This is a genomic window from Actinoplanes subtropicus (assembly GCF_000721705.1).
Classification (GTDB): domain Bacteria; phylum Actinomycetota; class Actinomycetes; order Mycobacteriales; family Micromonosporaceae; genus Actinoplanes; species Actinoplanes subtropicus.
In genome coordinates this window covers 202893-217603 of record NZ_JOJL01000008.1, presented here as the reverse complement: position 1 = coordinate 217603, position 14711 = coordinate 202893, and the positions used below count along the sequence as shown (strand labels likewise).

At 71.0% G+C, this 14711-nt stretch carries 13 protein-coding genes; 4 read left to right on the top strand and 9 right to left on the bottom strand.

What is annotated here, in order from left to right; genetic code table 11:
• Positions 1–31 precede the first annotated feature (31 nt).
• Positions 32–982 (bottom strand): NUDIX hydrolase, encoded by a 951-nt coding sequence (locus IH26_RS0113915; protein WP_030436586.1) that lies wholly within the window; start codon positions 980–982, stop codon positions 32–34.
• Positions 983–1210: 228 nt separating this feature from the next.
• Between IH26_RS0113915 and IH26_RS0113910 the strand changes: the two genes are divergently transcribed.
• Positions 1211–1474, top strand: coding sequence for a PspC domain-containing protein (locus IH26_RS0113910; RefSeq protein ID WP_030436585.1), 264 nt, complete (start codon positions 1211–1213; stop codon positions 1472–1474).
• Positions 1475–1480: 6 nt separating this feature from the next.
• Here the strand turns inward: IH26_RS0113910 and guaA are convergent, their stop codons facing one another.
• Complete coding sequence (gene guaA, locus IH26_RS0113905) at positions 1481–3028, bottom strand: glutamine-hydrolyzing GMP synthase (protein ID WP_030436584.1); 1548 nt, start codon at positions 3026–3028, stop codon at positions 1481–1483.
• Between the two features lie 203 nt (positions 3029–3231).
• On the opposite strand from guaA, the gene IH26_RS0113900 reads away from it, so the two are divergent.
• Positions 3232–4194 carry an LCP family protein gene (locus IH26_RS0113900; RefSeq protein WP_245665168.1) on the top strand — a complete coding sequence of 321 codons (963 nt, stop codon included), beginning with the start codon at positions 3232–3234 and terminating at the stop codon, positions 4192–4194.
• A 3-nt stretch (positions 4195–4197) separates the two neighbouring features.
• On the opposite strand, the gene IH26_RS0113895 is transcribed toward IH26_RS0113900, so the two are convergent.
• Genes IH26_RS0113895 through guaB form a run of 3 tightly spaced genes read right to left on the bottom strand, consistent with a single transcriptional unit; the run spans position 4198 to position 8197 of the window.
• Positions 4198–5592, bottom strand: coding sequence for a M1 family metallopeptidase (locus IH26_RS0113895; protein WP_030436582.1), 1395 nt, complete (start codon positions 5590–5592; stop codon positions 4198–4200).
• Positions 5576–6694: a GuaB3 family IMP dehydrogenase-related protein gene (locus IH26_RS0113890; RefSeq protein ID WP_030436581.1), complete on the bottom strand. Its 1119-nt coding sequence runs from the start codon at positions 6692–6694 to the stop codon at positions 5576–5578. Before IH26_RS0113890 ends, IH26_RS0113895 begins: the two co-directional genes overlap by 17 nt.
• A gap of 15 nt (positions 6695–6709) precedes the next feature.
• The gene (guaB, locus tag IH26_RS0113885; RefSeq protein ID WP_030436580.1) at positions 6710–8197 is read right to left on the bottom strand and encodes an IMP dehydrogenase; all 1488 of its coding nucleotides are present in this window, start codon (positions 8195–8197) and stop codon (positions 6710–6712) included.
• A gap of 122 nt (positions 8198–8319) precedes the next feature.
• On the opposite strand from guaB, the gene IH26_RS0113880 reads away from it, so the two are divergent.
• Positions 8320–8718, top strand: a complete 399-nt coding sequence (locus IH26_RS0113880) for a DUF5319 domain-containing protein (protein WP_030436579.1) — start codon at positions 8320–8322, stop codon at positions 8716–8718.
• A gap of 15 nt (positions 8719–8733) precedes the next feature.
• Here IH26_RS0113880 and IH26_RS0113875 read toward each other — a convergent pair whose 3' ends face one another.
• Positions 8734–9576: a response regulator transcription factor gene (locus IH26_RS0113875; protein ID WP_030436578.1), complete on the bottom strand. Its 843-nt coding sequence runs from the start codon at positions 9574–9576 to the stop codon at positions 8734–8736.
• Positions 9577–9786: 210 nt separating this feature from the next.
• Between IH26_RS0113875 and IH26_RS0113870 the strand changes: the two genes are divergently transcribed.
• Entirely contained in the window at positions 9787–10176 is a 390-nt protein-coding gene (locus IH26_RS0113870) for a WhiB family transcriptional regulator (RefSeq protein WP_030436577.1), read from the top strand.
• 209 nt (positions 10177–10385) lie between these two features.
• Here IH26_RS0113870 and IH26_RS0113865 read toward each other — a convergent pair whose 3' ends face one another.
• The 3 genes from IH26_RS0113865 to IH26_RS0113855 all read right to left on the bottom strand — a co-directional run bounded on the left by IH26_RS0113865 (position 10386) and on the right by IH26_RS0113855 (position 14711).
• Positions 10386–11984, bottom strand: a complete 1599-nt coding sequence (locus IH26_RS0113865) for a molybdopterin-dependent oxidoreductase (protein ID WP_425394379.1) — start codon at positions 11982–11984, stop codon at positions 10386–10388.
• A 256-nt stretch (positions 11985–12240) separates the two neighbouring features.
• The gene (locus IH26_RS0113860; protein WP_030436575.1) at positions 12241–13830 is read right to left on the bottom strand and encodes a peptidase M16 family protein; all 1590 of its coding nucleotides are present in this window, start codon (positions 13828–13830) and stop codon (positions 12241–12243) included.
• On the bottom strand, positions 13827–14711 hold the full coding sequence (locus IH26_RS0113855; protein WP_034215037.1) for a hypothetical protein: 885 nt from the start codon (positions 14709–14711) through the stop codon (positions 13827–13829). Before IH26_RS0113855 ends, IH26_RS0113860 begins: the two co-directional genes overlap by 4 nt.

Sequence of the window (14711 nt, the reverse complement as noted above, 5' to 3'; positions counted from 1 at the left end):
CCAGGTGTCGTCTGCCGATTCAACACAGGGCCTAGGTTAGTCGGGCTTTTGCCAGGGCCTCGGCGGTCACCTCGGTCAGCTGGTCGTCGCCGAGGCGGCGCACGTCGGAGAGCGACATCCAGCGCGCCTCCGAGGTCGAGCCGCCCACGTCGTGGATGGTCACCTCGGTCGGGTCGTCGACGATCACCCGGTAGAAGGCGCGGACGCCGTGCCAGTCGATCGGGTAGCCCTCCGGGCCCAGCGAGGCCGCGTCCCGGTGGCTGGCCACGCCGAGCAGCTCGATCAGCCGGCCCTGCTGGCCGGTCTCCTCGACCAGCTCGCGGATCAGCGCGCTGCCCGGCTGCTCGCCGTAGTCGGTGCCGCCGCCGGGCAGGTGCCAGCAGCCCGCGCCCGGGTAGCCGGGGGCGATCCGGGTCAGCAGGAGGCTGGTCTGGTCGGCGTCGGTGGCGATCGCGTACGCCGCGAAGCGCTGCGCCCGGTGCAAGCCGTCCGGGCCGGGGTAGGCGTAGAACGACGGGAAGTCGGGCGCCTCCTCCGGCCGCAGGTCGGCGCTCGCCGCATCGAGGCCCAGCGCGGCCGCGGTGAACTGGCGGAGCTTCAGCTCGGCCGCCTCGGCCGGGGTGTGCCAGCGGGCCAGGTCGGTGGGGTGCCCGACCCGGTCGACCAGCGTGCCGCCGCGGATCGAGACGGTGTAGATGAGGCGGTCGGTGTGGATGGTGACGCCGCGATGGGGCAGGGACCGCATGTCGGCCAGGACGTCGCGCAGCCCGGTGACGGCGACGGAGAGGCCGGTCTCGGCCGCGGTCTCGCGGACGACCGTGTGGTTGGGATCTTCACCGTGATCGACTGCGCCGCCGGGGAGCGACCAGACGCCGGGGGTGCCGGAGCGGCTCGAGGCTCGGACGAGCAGCACACGACCGTCGTCGTCGGTGGCGACGGCGTACGCGGCGATTCGCCGGAGTGGTTCCAGTGCGGGGGTCACGGGCGGCAATTCTGCCCGTAATATGTTGCGTCCGAAAAACGTCTGTCGGATTCCTGACAGCGTGAACGTCCTGCGTAATAGCAGGTAGCGAGCTTGCTGATCACTCTGCGTCGTCAAAAAAGCACCCGTCGTGTCGGGAATTTCCGATCTTGTTAGGGCCGGATTTCAGGGTCGTTCTCGGGGCTGTCACCGAGGTCGTCGGGTACCGCCGAGGGCGAGCATGGTGGCATGACTGACGCACCGTACCGCCGCCTCCTCCGCCCCCTCGACGACCGGATTGTCGCCGGCGTCTGCAGCGGCATCGGGCGGTATTTCGGGGTCGACCCGGTGCTGATCCGGGTCGCCTTCATCATCTTCGCCGCCGTCACCTGGGGCGCCGCACTCCTCGCCTACCCACTCTGCTGGTTCCTCATCCCGGAGGACCGCCCTATCGCCCCCACCCCCTCCTGGCGCGACCCGTCAGACCCCACCTGGGGCCGGCCGACCGCCTGACCGGGGCTACTCCCACTCGATGGTGCCGGGGGGCTTGCTCGTGACGTCGAGGACTACGCGGTTGACTTCGCGGACCTCGTTGGTGATGCGGGTGGAGATGCGGGCGATCACGTCGTACGGGAGGCGGGACCAGTCGGCGGTCATCGCATCCTCGCTGGAGACCGGGCGCAGGACGACCGGGTGGCCGTAGGTGCGGCCGTCGCCCTGGACGCCGACGCTGCGGACGTCGGCCAGCAGGACCACCGGGAACTGCCACACCTCGCGGTCGAGGCCCGACGCGGTCAGCTCCTCGCGGGCGATCAGGTCGGCGGCGCGGAGGATCTCGAGGCGGTCGCGGTCGACCGCGCCGATGATGCGGATCGCCAGGCCGGGACCCGGGAACGGGTGCCGGTGGACCATCTCGTCGGGGAGGCCCAACTCCTTGCCGAGGGCGCGCACCTCGTCCTTGAAGAGCGTGCGCAGCGGCTCGATCAGCGCGAACTGCAGGTCGTCGGGGAGGCCGCCGACGTTGTGGTGGGACTTGATGTTGGCGGTGCCGGTGCCGCCGCCGGACTCCACCACATCCGGATAGAGCGTGCCCTGCACCAGGAACTCGATGTGCCGCTCGGCATCCAACTCGCGGGCCGCGGCCTCGAAGGTGCGGATGAACTCGCGGCCGATGATTTTGCGCTTCTGCTCGGGATCGGTCACGCCGGCCAGGTGGCCGAGGAAGACGTCGGCGGCGTCGACGACCTTGAGCCGGATGCCGGTGGCGGCCACGTAGTCCTTCTCGACCTGCTCGGCCTCGCCCGCGCGCAGCAGGCCGTGGTCGACGAAGACACAGGTCAGCTGGTCGCCGATGGCCTTGTGGACGAGCGCTGCGGCGACCGCCGAGTCGACCCCGCCGGAGAGCGCGCAGAGCACCTGCTTGTCGCCGACCTGCGCACGGATCGCGGCCACCTGGTCGTCGATGATGTTGCTGGCGGTCCAGGTGGGCTGGATGCCGGCGATGTCGTACAGGAAGCGCCTGAGCATTTCCTGGCCCCGCTCGGTGTGCGCCACCTCGGGGTGGAACTGCACGCCGGCCCGCTTGGCGGTGAGGTCTTCGAAGGCGGCGACCGGCGCGCCGGGGCTCGAGGCGGTGACCGCGAAGCCGTCGGGGGCGACCGCGACGCTGTCGCCGTGGCTCATCCAGACCGGGAGGCCGGCCGGCAGGTCGCGCAGCAGGGTGCCGCCCTGGGCGGTGAGCAGGGTGCGGCCGTACTCCCGGGCGCCGGTGTGCGCGACCGTGCCGCCCAGCGCCTGGGCCATCGCCTGGAAGCCGTAGCAGATGCCGAAGACCGGCACCTCGTTGTCGAACAGCGCCGGGTCGAGCGACGGGGCGCCGGCCTCGTAGACGCTGGACGGGCCGCCGGACAGGATGATCGCGGCGGGGTCCTTGGCGAGCATCTCGGCGACCGGCATCGAGTGCGGCACGATCTCGGAGTAGACCCGCGCCTCGCGGACGCGGCGGGCGATCAGCTGGGCGTACTGGGCGCCGAAGTCGACGACGAGGACGGGACGCGGGGTGCTCACCCGGCGAGTTTACCGTCGGCAACCTCGGGGGCCGGGTTGCCCCTGAGCGGCTCTTGGTTCATTGTTCCGACGTGCGGAACCGAAAGTTACTGTGGTGGATCGTCGGCGCCCTGGCGGTTGTGCTGCTGGGCGGGGGCGGCATCGCGTTAGCGGTTACCCATAAGTCCGGAAATAACCCGCAAAAGACGGCTTCATCGTCGGCGGTGACAGCTTCGACGCCGTCCACCTCGCCGGCCCCCTCGGCCGGGGCCGACATTCAGGGGCCGCTCGACCTCGTGCTGCTCGGTGTGGACACCCGGGTGACCATTCCGGACTGGGAGCCGCACTCCGACACGATCATGCTGCTGCACGTCGAGGCCGGGCTGCGGAAGGCGTACCTCTATTCGCTGCCGCGCGACCTGCGGGTCACCATGCCGGCGTTCGCGAAGGCCGGGTTCGGCGGCGGCACGTACAAGCTGACCGAGGCGATGAGCCGCGGGTCACGGGTGCCGGGCAGCAAGAAGACCAACGTCCCGCAGGGGTACGAGCTGCTCACCCGCACGATCAGCGCCTACACCGGGATCAAGCAGTTCCAGGCGGGCGCGATCCTCAACTTCGGCGGCCTGGAGAACCTGGTCGACCAGCTCGGCGGCATCGACATGGTGGTCGACGAGAAGGTCAAGTCGCACCACCGCGAGCCGGACGGGACGTTCCGCCCGCTCGTGCCCGGCGGCGGGGACTACTCCGGGCCGCAGGCGGTCTACCTGCCCGGCAAGCGGCACTTCGTGGGCTGGCAGGCGATCGACTACGCGCGGCAGCGGTACGGGCTGCCCAACGGCGACTACGACCGCACCCGCCACCAGCGGCAGATCGTCCGCACGATCCTCGGCAAGGCGCTCGACCAGGGGCTCGCCGCCGACCCGCAGAAGCTGCAGAACGTGATCACGGCGCTCGGCCAGATGCTGGTCTACGTGGGCGGGCGGACGCCGCTCGAGTACGCGTACGCCCTGCGGAACCTCCAGCCGAGCGCCCTGACGCTGGTCGGCCTGCCGGGCAACGGCGTGGGCAGCGGCGGCTCGTACAAGGGCGAGGCGCTGACCGCGGAGGGCAAGGGCTTCCTGACCGCGGTCGCCAAGGACCAGATCGCCCCCTATCTGGCGAAGCACCCGGATCTGGTCAACAAGTAGCCCTCAGGGGCGCGGCGGGGCGGTCTTGCCATACAGCCAGCTTTGAAAGAAGGCGCCGAGGTCCTTGCCGGACACCTGCTCGGCCATCTTGATCAGCTCGGCGGTGTCCGCGTTGCGATCCTTGTACGTGCTGGTCCAGGTGGTGAGCAGCGTCGCGAAGGCGGCGTCGCCGATCGTCTCGCGTAGTGCATACACGGTCATTCCGCCGCGGTCGTAGACAGCGTCGCCGAACAGGTGCTCGACGCCGGGGTCGCCGGGCGTCTGGTTCCAGTCGAAGCCGCGGTACGTCCGGTCGAAGATCGACGCCATCGTGTCGGTGCCCGCGTGCTGCTGCCACAGCCACTCGGCGTAGGTGGCGAAGCCCTCGTTGAGCCAGATGTCCTGCCAGCGTTCGAGGGCGACGCTGTCGCCGAACCACTGGTGGGCGAGCTCGTGCGCGATCACCACCGGGTTCGGGTCGGTGGCGAAGAACGATGCGCTGTACGTGGGGCGGGACTGCGTCTCCAGCGCGTACCGGATCCGGTCGTCGTTCACCACGATTCCGCCGTACGCGTCGAACGGGTACGGACCGAACTGGGTGGCCAGGAAGTCGGCGATCTCCCCCGTCCGGGCCAGCGACTTCGCGGCCGGCCCGTCGGCGGGCAACGAGTCGGGCACCGCGGTGATCATCGGCTTGCCGTCGTGGGTGGTCGTGGTGACCCGGTACTTCCCGATGATCACAGTGGACAGGTAGCTGGCCAGCGGCGAGTTCTCGGTCCAGCGCCAGGTGGTCCAGCCGCCGGCGGTGGTCTTCGGGCCGGGCACACCGATGCTGAGCACGGACAGGCCGTCGGGGACGGTCATCTCGAGCTGGAAGGTTGCCTTGTCCGAGGGGTGGTCGTTGACCGGGAACCAGGTGCTGGCCGATTCTGGCTGGCCGAGGGCGAGGGCGCCGTCGGTAGTGTTCAGCCAGCCGCCGTCACCCAGGGTCTTGTTCGCCAGTTGCCCCGGGCTGCCACTGTAGTCGACAATAATGGTAAATTTCCTATTTATCCGGATGCCGGTCGCCGGGGTGATCACGAGCTCGTTGCCGTTGGCGGAGGAGGTGGCCGCAGCGCCGTCCACAGTGACCTTCGAGGCGGCAAGGCGCGCCAGGTCGAGGTCAAATTTGGACAAATCCTGCGTAGCCGTCGCGGTGATCGTGGCGGTGCCACGCAGGGTCTTCGTCGCCGGGTCATACCGGACATTAACGTCATATCCGGAGACGTCGTAGCCACCGTTGCCGTAGGTGGGGAAATACGGGTCGCCGGCGCCGGGCGCGCCCGGGCGAAAATCAGGGCTGCCGGACGGGGCCGATGACGAACACCCGCCCAGCAGCACCGCGAGGAGCAGAAGACCCGCCCTACTTGTCGAGAACAAGCGCGACCTTCTGGAACTCCTTGACGTCCCGGTACCCGCATTTCGCCATCGCCCGCCGCAGCCCGCCGAACAGGTTGAGCTGCCCGTCGGGCCGGTCGGCCGGGCCGAACAGCAACTCCTCCAGCGTGCCGTCCGGCTCGCCGGCGATGCAGAAGCCCCCGCGCGGCAGCGACGGGTGGCTCGCCGACGAGTGCCACCAGGCACCCCCGGCCGGCGCGCCCTCGGCCAGCGACAGCGGCTCGCCGAGCATCACCGCGTCGGCGCCGCAGCCGATCGCCTTCGCGATGTCACCCGATGTGCTGATCCCGCCGTCCGCGATCAGGTGAACGTAGCGGCCGCCGGTCTCGTCCAGGTAGTCGCGGCGGGCGGCCGCGGCGTCGGCGATCGCGGTGGCCATCGGCACCCGGATGCCCAGCACCGTGTCGGTGGTCGACCACTCGTCGGCGCCGACACCCACGATCACGCCGGCCGCGCCGGTGCGCATCAGATGCAGCGCCGTCTTGTAGTCGGTGCAGCCGCCGACGATCACCGGCAGGTCGAGGTCGGCGATGAACTCCTTGAGGTTCAGCGGCTCGTCGGTCGTCGAGACGTGCTCGGCGCTGACCAGCGTGCCCTGGATGACCAGCAGGTCGACGCCGGCGTCCAGCACCACCGGGGCGAGCGTCAGCGTGTGCTGCGGCGACACCCGGACGGCGACCGTCACGCCGGCCTCCCGGATCGTCTTGACCCGCTCGGCGATCAGCTCCGGCTTGATCGGCTCGGCGTACACCTCCTGCAGGCGCTTGGTGGCGTCGGCGTCCTCACCGAGCGACGCCAGCTCCTCCAGGATCTTGGTGGGGTCCTCGTACCGCGTCCACAGGCCCTCGGCGTTGAGCACGCCCAGGCCGCCGAGGCGGCCCAGGGCGATCGCCGACTGTGGGCTCATGGTGGCATCGGACGGATGCGCGACGCAGGGAATCTTGAAGGGGTACGCGTCGACGCGCCACTCGGTGGACACGTCGTCCACGTCGCGGGTGCGCCGGCTCGGGACGATGGCGATGTCGTCCAGGTGGTAGCCGCGCTGGGCGGTCTTACCGAGGCCGATCTCCACGACGTCACGCATCTTCTTCAGCCCTCTTTAGCGGGAGTGATAATTCGGAGCCTCGACGGTCATCTGGATGTCGTGCGGGTGGCTCTCCTTCAGACCGGCAGCGGTAATCCTGATGAGCTGCCCACGCTCCTGCAAGTCCGGAATGGTCTCGGCACCGGAGTAGCCCATCGCCAGCCGCAGGCCGCCGACCAGCTGGGCGACCACCCGGGACAGCGGACCGCGGTACGGCACCTGACCCTCGACGCCCTCGGGCACCAGCTTCTCCTCCGGCACGTCGTGCTGGAAGTAGCGGTCCTTCGAGTACGACTTTGCCTGGCCACGGCTCTGCATCGCGCCCAGCGAGCCCATCCCCCGGTACGACTTGTACTGCTTGCCGTTCACGAAGATCAGGTCGCCCGGGCTCTCCTCCGAGCCGGCCAGCAGGCCGCCCAGCATCACCGTCTCGGCGCCGGCCACGATCGCCTTGGCGATGTCGCCGGAGTACTGGATGCCGCCGTCGGCGATCACCGGGACGCCGGCCGGGCGGCAGGCACGGGCCGCCTCCATCACCGCGGTGATCTGCGGTACGCCGACGCCGGCGACGATGCGCGTGGTGCAGATGGCGCCCGGGCCCACGCCGACCTTCACCGCGTCGGCCCCGGCCTCGACCATCGCCCTGGCGCCCGCGAAGGTGGCCACGTTGCCGCCGACGATGTCGGTCGCGGTCTCCCGCTTCAGGCGGGCGATCATGTCGAGCACCTGGCGCTGGTGGCCGTGCGACGTGTCCACAATGATCACGTCGACGCCGGCGTCGATCAGGCCGCGGGCCCGCTTGTACGACTCGTCGCCGACGCCGATCGCGGCCGCGACCCGCAGCCGGCCCTGCTCGTCCTTGGTGGCCAGCGGATACTGCTCGGACTTGGTGAAGTCCTTCACCGTGATCAGGCCACGGAGCCGCCCGCTCTCGTCGACCAGCGGCAGCTTCTCCACCTTGTGCCGCTGGAGCAGGGCGAGCGCGTCGTCCTTGCTGACCCCGACCGGGGCGGTGAACAGCGGCGACCTGGTCATCACCTCGCGCACCTTGACCCCGTGGTCGGTGACGAAGCGCATGTCGCGGTTGGTCACGATGCCGACCAGGGTGCCCTCGCCGTCGACCACCGGGACGCCGGAGATGCGGTAGCGGGCGCAGAGCGCGTCGACCTCGCGCAGGGTGTCCTCGGGGCTGCAGGTGACCGGGTTGGTGATCATGCCGGACTCGGACCGCTTCACGAGATCGACCTGGGCGGCCTGATCTTCCGCCGACAGATTGCGGTGCAGCACACCGATGCCGCCCTCGCGGGCCATCGCGATCGCCATCCGCGCCTCGGTCACCGTGTCCATCGCGGCGGACAGCACCGGGATGGTCAAACCGATGTTCCGGGTGAGGCGGGTGTCGGTGTTGACCCGGCTCGGCACGATGTCCGATTCGCCGGGCTGGAGCAGCACGTCATCGAAGGTCAGACCGAGTGGAACCGTACGGGCCGAGTCGCTTTCCACGGAGCATCCCTAACTGCCGGAAGACGGATGGTTCATCGTACCCATCCGGCCGGTGCGCTCTCGTGCGACGGACAGGACGTGCGGGCCAGCACACATCCGCCCGAGGTGAGTACGGTAAGGGGGTGCAGGATGAGCCCATTGACCCGTTCAACGGTGACCCGACCGACCCGGCCGCCGGTCTCGAGGACATCGGCGACGACGCCGAGGCCGAGCCGCTGACCGAGGCCGAGCGGCAGGATGTCCTCGAGGACCTCTCCGACCTGGAGATCTACCAGGCGCTGTTGAGTCCCACCGGCATCCGTGGGCTGGTCATCGAGTGCGAGGATTGCCACGAGCCGCACTACTTCGACTGGGACCTGCTCCGTGGCAACCTGCGTCACCTGCTCGAGAGCGGCCGCCCCCGGGTGCACGAGCCGGCCTACGACCCCGACCCCGATCACTACGTGACCTGGGAATATGCGCGAGGCTACGCCGACGGCGTGCACGACACCCTCACTGAGGGGACCGACGACGAGTCGTAGGTCCCCTCACCAAAGTCAGGCCACCAGACCGGCCCGGAAGCCGGCCGCGACGGCATGCGCCCGGTCGCGCGCCCCGAGCTTGCGGAACAAGCGGCGGGCGTGGGTCTTGACGGTGTCCTCCGAGACGAACAATTCGCGGCCGATCTCGGCGTTGCTCTTGCCGTCCGCCATTCCGCGCAGCACCTGAAGCTCACGCTCGGTCAGCGTGAGCCGCCGCCCGGTCGGCTGGGCCTCGGCCACGCCGACCCCGGCCTCGTTGCCGGGCCAGGCGACCATCGGCCGGCCGGTGGCCGGGTCGATCGGGGCGTCGCCGCGCTGCGACGGCACCATCGGTGAGCTGGGCAGCATGGCCGGCACGGCCGCGGCGTTCGGCGCGCCCACGCTGATGCCGTTCTGGTAGGCGCGGGCCGCGGCGGAGTTGTTGTTCCGCGCGCCGCCGACGACCCCCGCCGGCTGCGCGTTTCCGTTGATCGGCAGGCCCTGCGGCCGGACCGGCAGCAGGAGGAGCAGCAGCGCCTTGGCGACGACGCTGACCAGGTCGTGCTCGACGCCGCGGATGACGCCACGGGCGCCGGCCGCGACCGCCGCCGCGGCCACCCGCGGGTCTTCGGCGCCGAAGAGCACCACCTGCGCCTGGGGAGCGCGGGCGAGGACGCGCCGGGTGAAGCCGACGCTGTCGGGACGAGTCACGGCGGTGTCGGCGAGGACCACTTCGGCCGGCCGTTCAGCCAGTCGGATCATGGCCTCGGTCTCGCTGACCGCGGTCCGGACGACGCCGGTCATGCCGAGCCGGGCCGCGGTGGACGCGACGGTCTGGGCCGCCAGCGGGGTACGGACGCACACGAGGACGGTACGCACAGTGATCCTCCTTCTCTCTCAGAGGAGATCACGCGAGGGCCGCAGCATTACGCGCTTTAGATGGAAAAAATGGGAAAGATCGGTATGAGTTGCTCGGTCGATGTCATGCGGTTCATGAAGACATCGAAGATCGGGGTGTGAGCCGGGGATCACCGGGGTAACACCCGGCCAGGCCTGAGCAAGGCCCCTCATGAGCGAGGAGGGTGTTAGATGTCGAACGTTCGCCGACTGCCCGGGCCCATCGCCGATCTGTGGGACTGGCAGCGCCTCGGGCTCTGCCGGGGCCGTGACAGTTCGCAGTTCTTCCACCCGGACGGCGAACGCGGATCGTCCCGCAACCGCCGCGAGGCGAAGGCCAAGACCATGTGCCGCGCGTGCCCGGTCCGGGCGGAATGCGCCGCGCATGCGCTCGCGGTGCGCGAGCCGTACGGGGTCTGGGGAGGTTTCAGCGAAGCGGAGCGGCTGCGGCTGCTCGCGGTCGGCTGGGAGGACCTCGCCGACCGCCATCACGGACGGGTCGACCTTGTTCGGCTCGAGGCGCGCCTGGGACGGCCCCACAAGTCTGCCGTGCCGGCACAGCGGCAGGCCCCGGCGGCCTGAGACCGCCCGCCGCGGGGCACGATCCCCACGACCCGGCTCCCGGCAGGGGGCCGGGTTCCGTTGTTCGACGGTTCTTCAACAACCGCATCGGTGGACATGCAAGCCACCGTATGAGCGACTTGCGCGCGCAAGTCGGACCGGTAGTGCGTCGGCAGACCAATGCCCCGTCCAACCACCCCGCCGCCGCCCTTAACCGGACTGAAGGCGTTTTATCCGACAGTGACCTGCACGGAGTGCCATCCGGTGGCGCCGTTCGGGGCCGGGTCGGCGGGGGTACTGGTCTGCGTCTGACCGGTGTTGTCGGTCGCGCGTACCCGGATCGTGTGCTCTCCCTTGGTCGCCTGCCAGGGGTAACTCCACTGCCGCCAGGTGTCGCTGGAGACCGTCTCGGCGAGCGTCGCCACCGCCCACGGCTCCTGATCGATCTGCACCTCGACCTTGCTGATCCCCCGGTGCTGCGCCCAGGCCACCCCGGCCACCACGATCGTGCCCGGATCCCGTTGCGCCCCGTCGCGCGGCGTGTCGATCCGCGACTCGGTCTTGATCGGCGCCTGCTGCGACCAGCCGCGCGGTACCCAGTACGCGTCGAAGTCCTCGAAGCGCGACAACTCGATCTCGGCGATCCACTTGCATGCGCTCACGTACCCATACAGGCCTGGCACCACCATACGCACCGGGAAGCCGTGCTGGACAGGGAGCGCCTCGCCGTTCATGCCCACCGCGAGCAGCGCGTCCCGCCCGTCCCGCAGCGCCGCCGTCGGACTGCCGCAGGTCCACCCGTCCACCGACCGCTGGACCACCTGATCGGCGCCCGGCAGCGGATCCGCCTCGTCCAGCAGTTCCTTGATCGGCGTGCCCAGCCACAGCGCGTTCCCGATCAGATCCCCGCCCACCTCGTTGGAGACGCAGGTCAGCGTGATGTACCGCTCGATCATCGGCCGCTGCAGCAACTGCTCCCAGGTGATCGTGATCGGGTTCCGCACCATCCCGTGGATCCGCAATTGCCACGTCGAGGGATCCACCTGCGGCGGATACAACGAGGTGTCGATCCGGTAGAAGTCCTTGTTCGCCGAAATGTAAGGCGTCGCCCCCGGCGCCTGCACCCCCGCGGGCAGCGGCGGCGGCGTCTGCCGGGCCGCCGGCAGCACGACCGCCTTGCGCGCCGCCGTGACGGCCTTCCGCGAGGTGAGCAGCCGTCCACCGAATCCGGCGAGAATCGAGACGCCGGCCGTGATCCCCAGCGCTTGGAGGAAGCGCCGCCGGCTTCCCCCATTCCCTACATCGTACGGTTGGGCACGAGTCCCCTGGTTCGAGGCGACGGCTCCGTCGTGGTCCGGGCCGTCGCCCGCCGCCGGGCTGTCCTGCGTGGTCACGCTCCCGCCCGAACCGCCGCCCGCCCGCGCACCCGCGGTCACCCGTCCCCCACCGGCCCCGACCAGCGCCTTCTCCCGGGCCGGCGCGGTCGTCGCGAGCTCGGCGCCCGCCAGGTCGAGCAGATAGCGCAGCGCCCAGACCGCCAGCCCGGCCCCGACCAGCGTCGGCAGCGCCGCCGCGACCCCCGCGTCGTGCCGGGTCAGCGCCGACGCCACGCCGACCGCCGCGAACAGCCCGATCCCCACCAGCGCCAGCCGCCAGGACCGCACCGCCACCACGCCGAGCCCGAACGCGTACGCCGCCAGCAGAATCGCCGTACCGGTGATCAGCGCGGTCTTGTCATGCACCCCGAAGACCTGCACCCCGAAGTCCTTGACCCCCGGCGGCACGTTGTCCACCACCACGCCACCAACCGCAAGCAACGGCGCCGACAACGGCCCGGTCCAGACCGCCACCACCTCGGCGACCCCCACCGCCAGGCCGGCCGCCACCACACCGGCGACCCCGGCGCGCACCGAAAGATTCACCCCCTCATCGTGCTCCGCCAACCCCCCACCCGACGACTCCGTCACCGGACGGTAAGGAAATCGGAGTCGCGGGTCAGTTCCGCAGCCGAGACCTTGGAGAGCCTGCCCGGCGTCCGCCACACCATGTCCACCAACGTGAGCGGCAAGCCGCCGGCTCAAGGGCTTACGTCGCCCGCAGGAGCGCCGCTCGCTTCCAGGCGGCACGGCCGAAGACGCCGACGCAGAGCACCGCAACGGCCAGGGTGTAGAGGGCATCGCTGGTCCGTGCCGACTCGATCGCGGCCTGCCCGGCGACCACCGTGAAGCCGACCGCACCGATCAGGGCGCCGGCGAACGACCACCGCAGCCGCCAGTGCGCCCGGCGCCACCCCTGCGCCAGCTCCCGCCACCAGGCCGGGCCACCGCGCGCCCGGGCGCGGGGCCGAGGGATCTGCGCCGTGTCGCGGGCCGGCTGGTCGACGCGGATCCCGGGGGCGATCAGCGCGTCGATCGCGGCCACCGCTGCCGGGCCGTTCGCGAACAGGGTCGGCTCCACCCGGATGTCGATGCCGTCGGGGCCGAGCAGGTGGCGGGCGCCGTCCGGCCAGGAGCGCATCAGGACGCAGTCGGCCGCGCGTACGGTCGCAAGGTTTTCGGCATCGACGGTGCTGACGCCCTCCTCGCCCACGATGAGCCGGCGGTTTTCGTCCTCTAACGACCGATAGGTCGTTCCGGGCACCGCCGACGCCGAGTAGGTCGGGGCGGCGGCGAAGCCTGCCCAGTCGGCCGGCGTGGGTGACATCAGCAGGACGGTCCGCCAGGCCGCGGTGGCCACCTCGGCCACGTCCGCGACGGTCACCGCGCGCAGTCGTGCGATCTCGTCCTCGAGCTGCTCGACCTCGCGGCCGAGCAGGAGCCGGAAAGCCTGCGCGCGCAGGCGGTCGGTGGTCTCCTCGGCGTGCCGGAGCGCCTCGATCCGCTCGGCGACCACCGCGGTCAGGTCGGCCTCGTCGACCCGGCCGACCCGGAGAGTGGCGAGCAGGTCGATCAGCGCGCCCGGCAACGCGTCGGCGATCGCGCTGACCAGCATCGTGTCCGCACCGAGGGGCTGCTGGTCGACCCGCGGATCGCGGGACATCATCCGCTCCAGCAGCGCGGCGAAGACCGAGGTGGCGGCCGACCGGGGCGCCACGGCGCTCCACCCGATCAGGTCCGGCCCGGCCGAAAAGAACGCCGGCGTGACCGATAATGCCGACGAGGGTGCCGGCGGGTCGTGCCGGATCCCGGACGGGAGGTCGAGCCGCAGGCCGGCGGGTATCCGGTCGCCGGCCACCCAGAGCACCGCGTTCTCCCGGGTGAACCAGCGTCCCACCCACTCCCGCAGGTCGTCCTCGGTGATCGCCGGCAAACCCCATTCCGGGTAGGCGGCCAGGCCGTAGTCGCGCGCGCCGTGCCGCCTGCGCCACAGCGGCTCGGCCCGGAGCGGATCGACAGTGGCGAGGGCGGCGAGGGCGGCGAGTCGGTCCGTCGGCGGCTCGCGCAGCGACGCGCAGACGCCGGTGAGGAAGGCGGCGGTCGCCGACTCGTCACCCTGCACGTGGAAGGAGGTGAACTCGGGCCCGACGGCGCCGTCGTGCGCGGCGAGGCGGGTGATGCCACGGCGGGCCAACGGCTCGTCGACTTGGCCGACCCGGAAGGCGAGCCCGGCCCGGGTCGGGCCGGTGGGTGGGGCCAGCAGGGCCGGCACGCCGTCGACCGTGTGCCGTTCGATCATCGGTCGATCTCCGCGTACTTGTAAGCGATCTTCCGCTGCTCGACGATCGTGGCGGCCGGGTCCGTGCCGCCCAGATACGTCCAGGGCCACTTCGAGCTCAGGTCGCCCAGCAGGTCGAAGACGCGTGCGGCCGCGGGCCGGTCGTCCAGCAGGCTGAACGCCATCGCGAAGCTGCTCGCCAGGCCGACCCAGCCGGGAACCTTGCGGAAGCCGGGATGCCAGATCGAGCGGCGCGCCGCCTCGTAGAGCTCCACGCGGACCGGCTTGCGGCTCAGGTAGATCCGGCTTCGGCCGTCCCCGAGCCAGTGCTCGAGGTGCCCGTCGACGACCAGCCGCGCCTGCACCGCCGCGGGCGGCGCGGCCAGCATGGCCGCGCGGCACCAGCCGTGCAGCCGGTCCCAGTCGCCGCCCCCCTTGGGACAGAGCCGCTGGAGGTAGGCGTCCTGCCCGGGCAGGTGGTGCGGGTCGATCTCGGCCAGCCTGGCGTAACGCCGGTCGACCTCGGCCAGATCCAGCGAGAGGCCGCGGGCCGAGGTCAGCCGGGCCACCCAGAGGGCCGGGTCGGCCGGGTTGCGCGCCACCCCGTCGAGCAGCACGAGCTCGGCCCTGCGCAGCCGGTCGTGCCCGCCCACGCCGATCAGGTGCGCCGCGAGCAGGGCCACGGCCGTGGTGTCGGCCGGGTCGGCGGCGATCACTTCCCGGAGGAACTCCTCGAGGTTGTCGCGCTCGGCGGCGTCGTCGATCAGCATCGAGCGGAGCACCGGAGGAGCCGCGTCGAGCCCGGCCCGCACGGCGCCCCAGTCGCGGGCCGCCAGGGCGTCGCGGACCACGGTCGCCTCGGGATGGGCGGCGGCGAGATCCAGCACCACACGGTCGGACAC

Bases quoted from the DNA above. Each gene is read 5' to 3' on its own strand.
- IH26_RS0113910 (WP_030436585.1), top strand. From the start codon at position 1,211: ATGACTGACGCACCGTACCGCCGCCTCCTCCGCCCCCTCGACGACCGG.
- IH26_RS0113890 (WP_030436581.1), bottom strand. From the start codon at position 6,694: ATGCGTGACGTCGTGGAGATCGGCCTCGGTAAGACCGCCCAGCGCGGC.
- IH26_RS0113870 (WP_030436577.1), top strand. From the start codon at position 9,787: ATGTCGAACGTTCGCCGACTGCCCGGGCCCATCGCCGATCTGTGGGAC.
- IH26_RS0113860 (WP_030436575.1), bottom strand. From the start codon at position 13,830: ATGATCGAACGGCACACGGTCGACGGCGTGCCGGCCCTGCTGGCCCCA.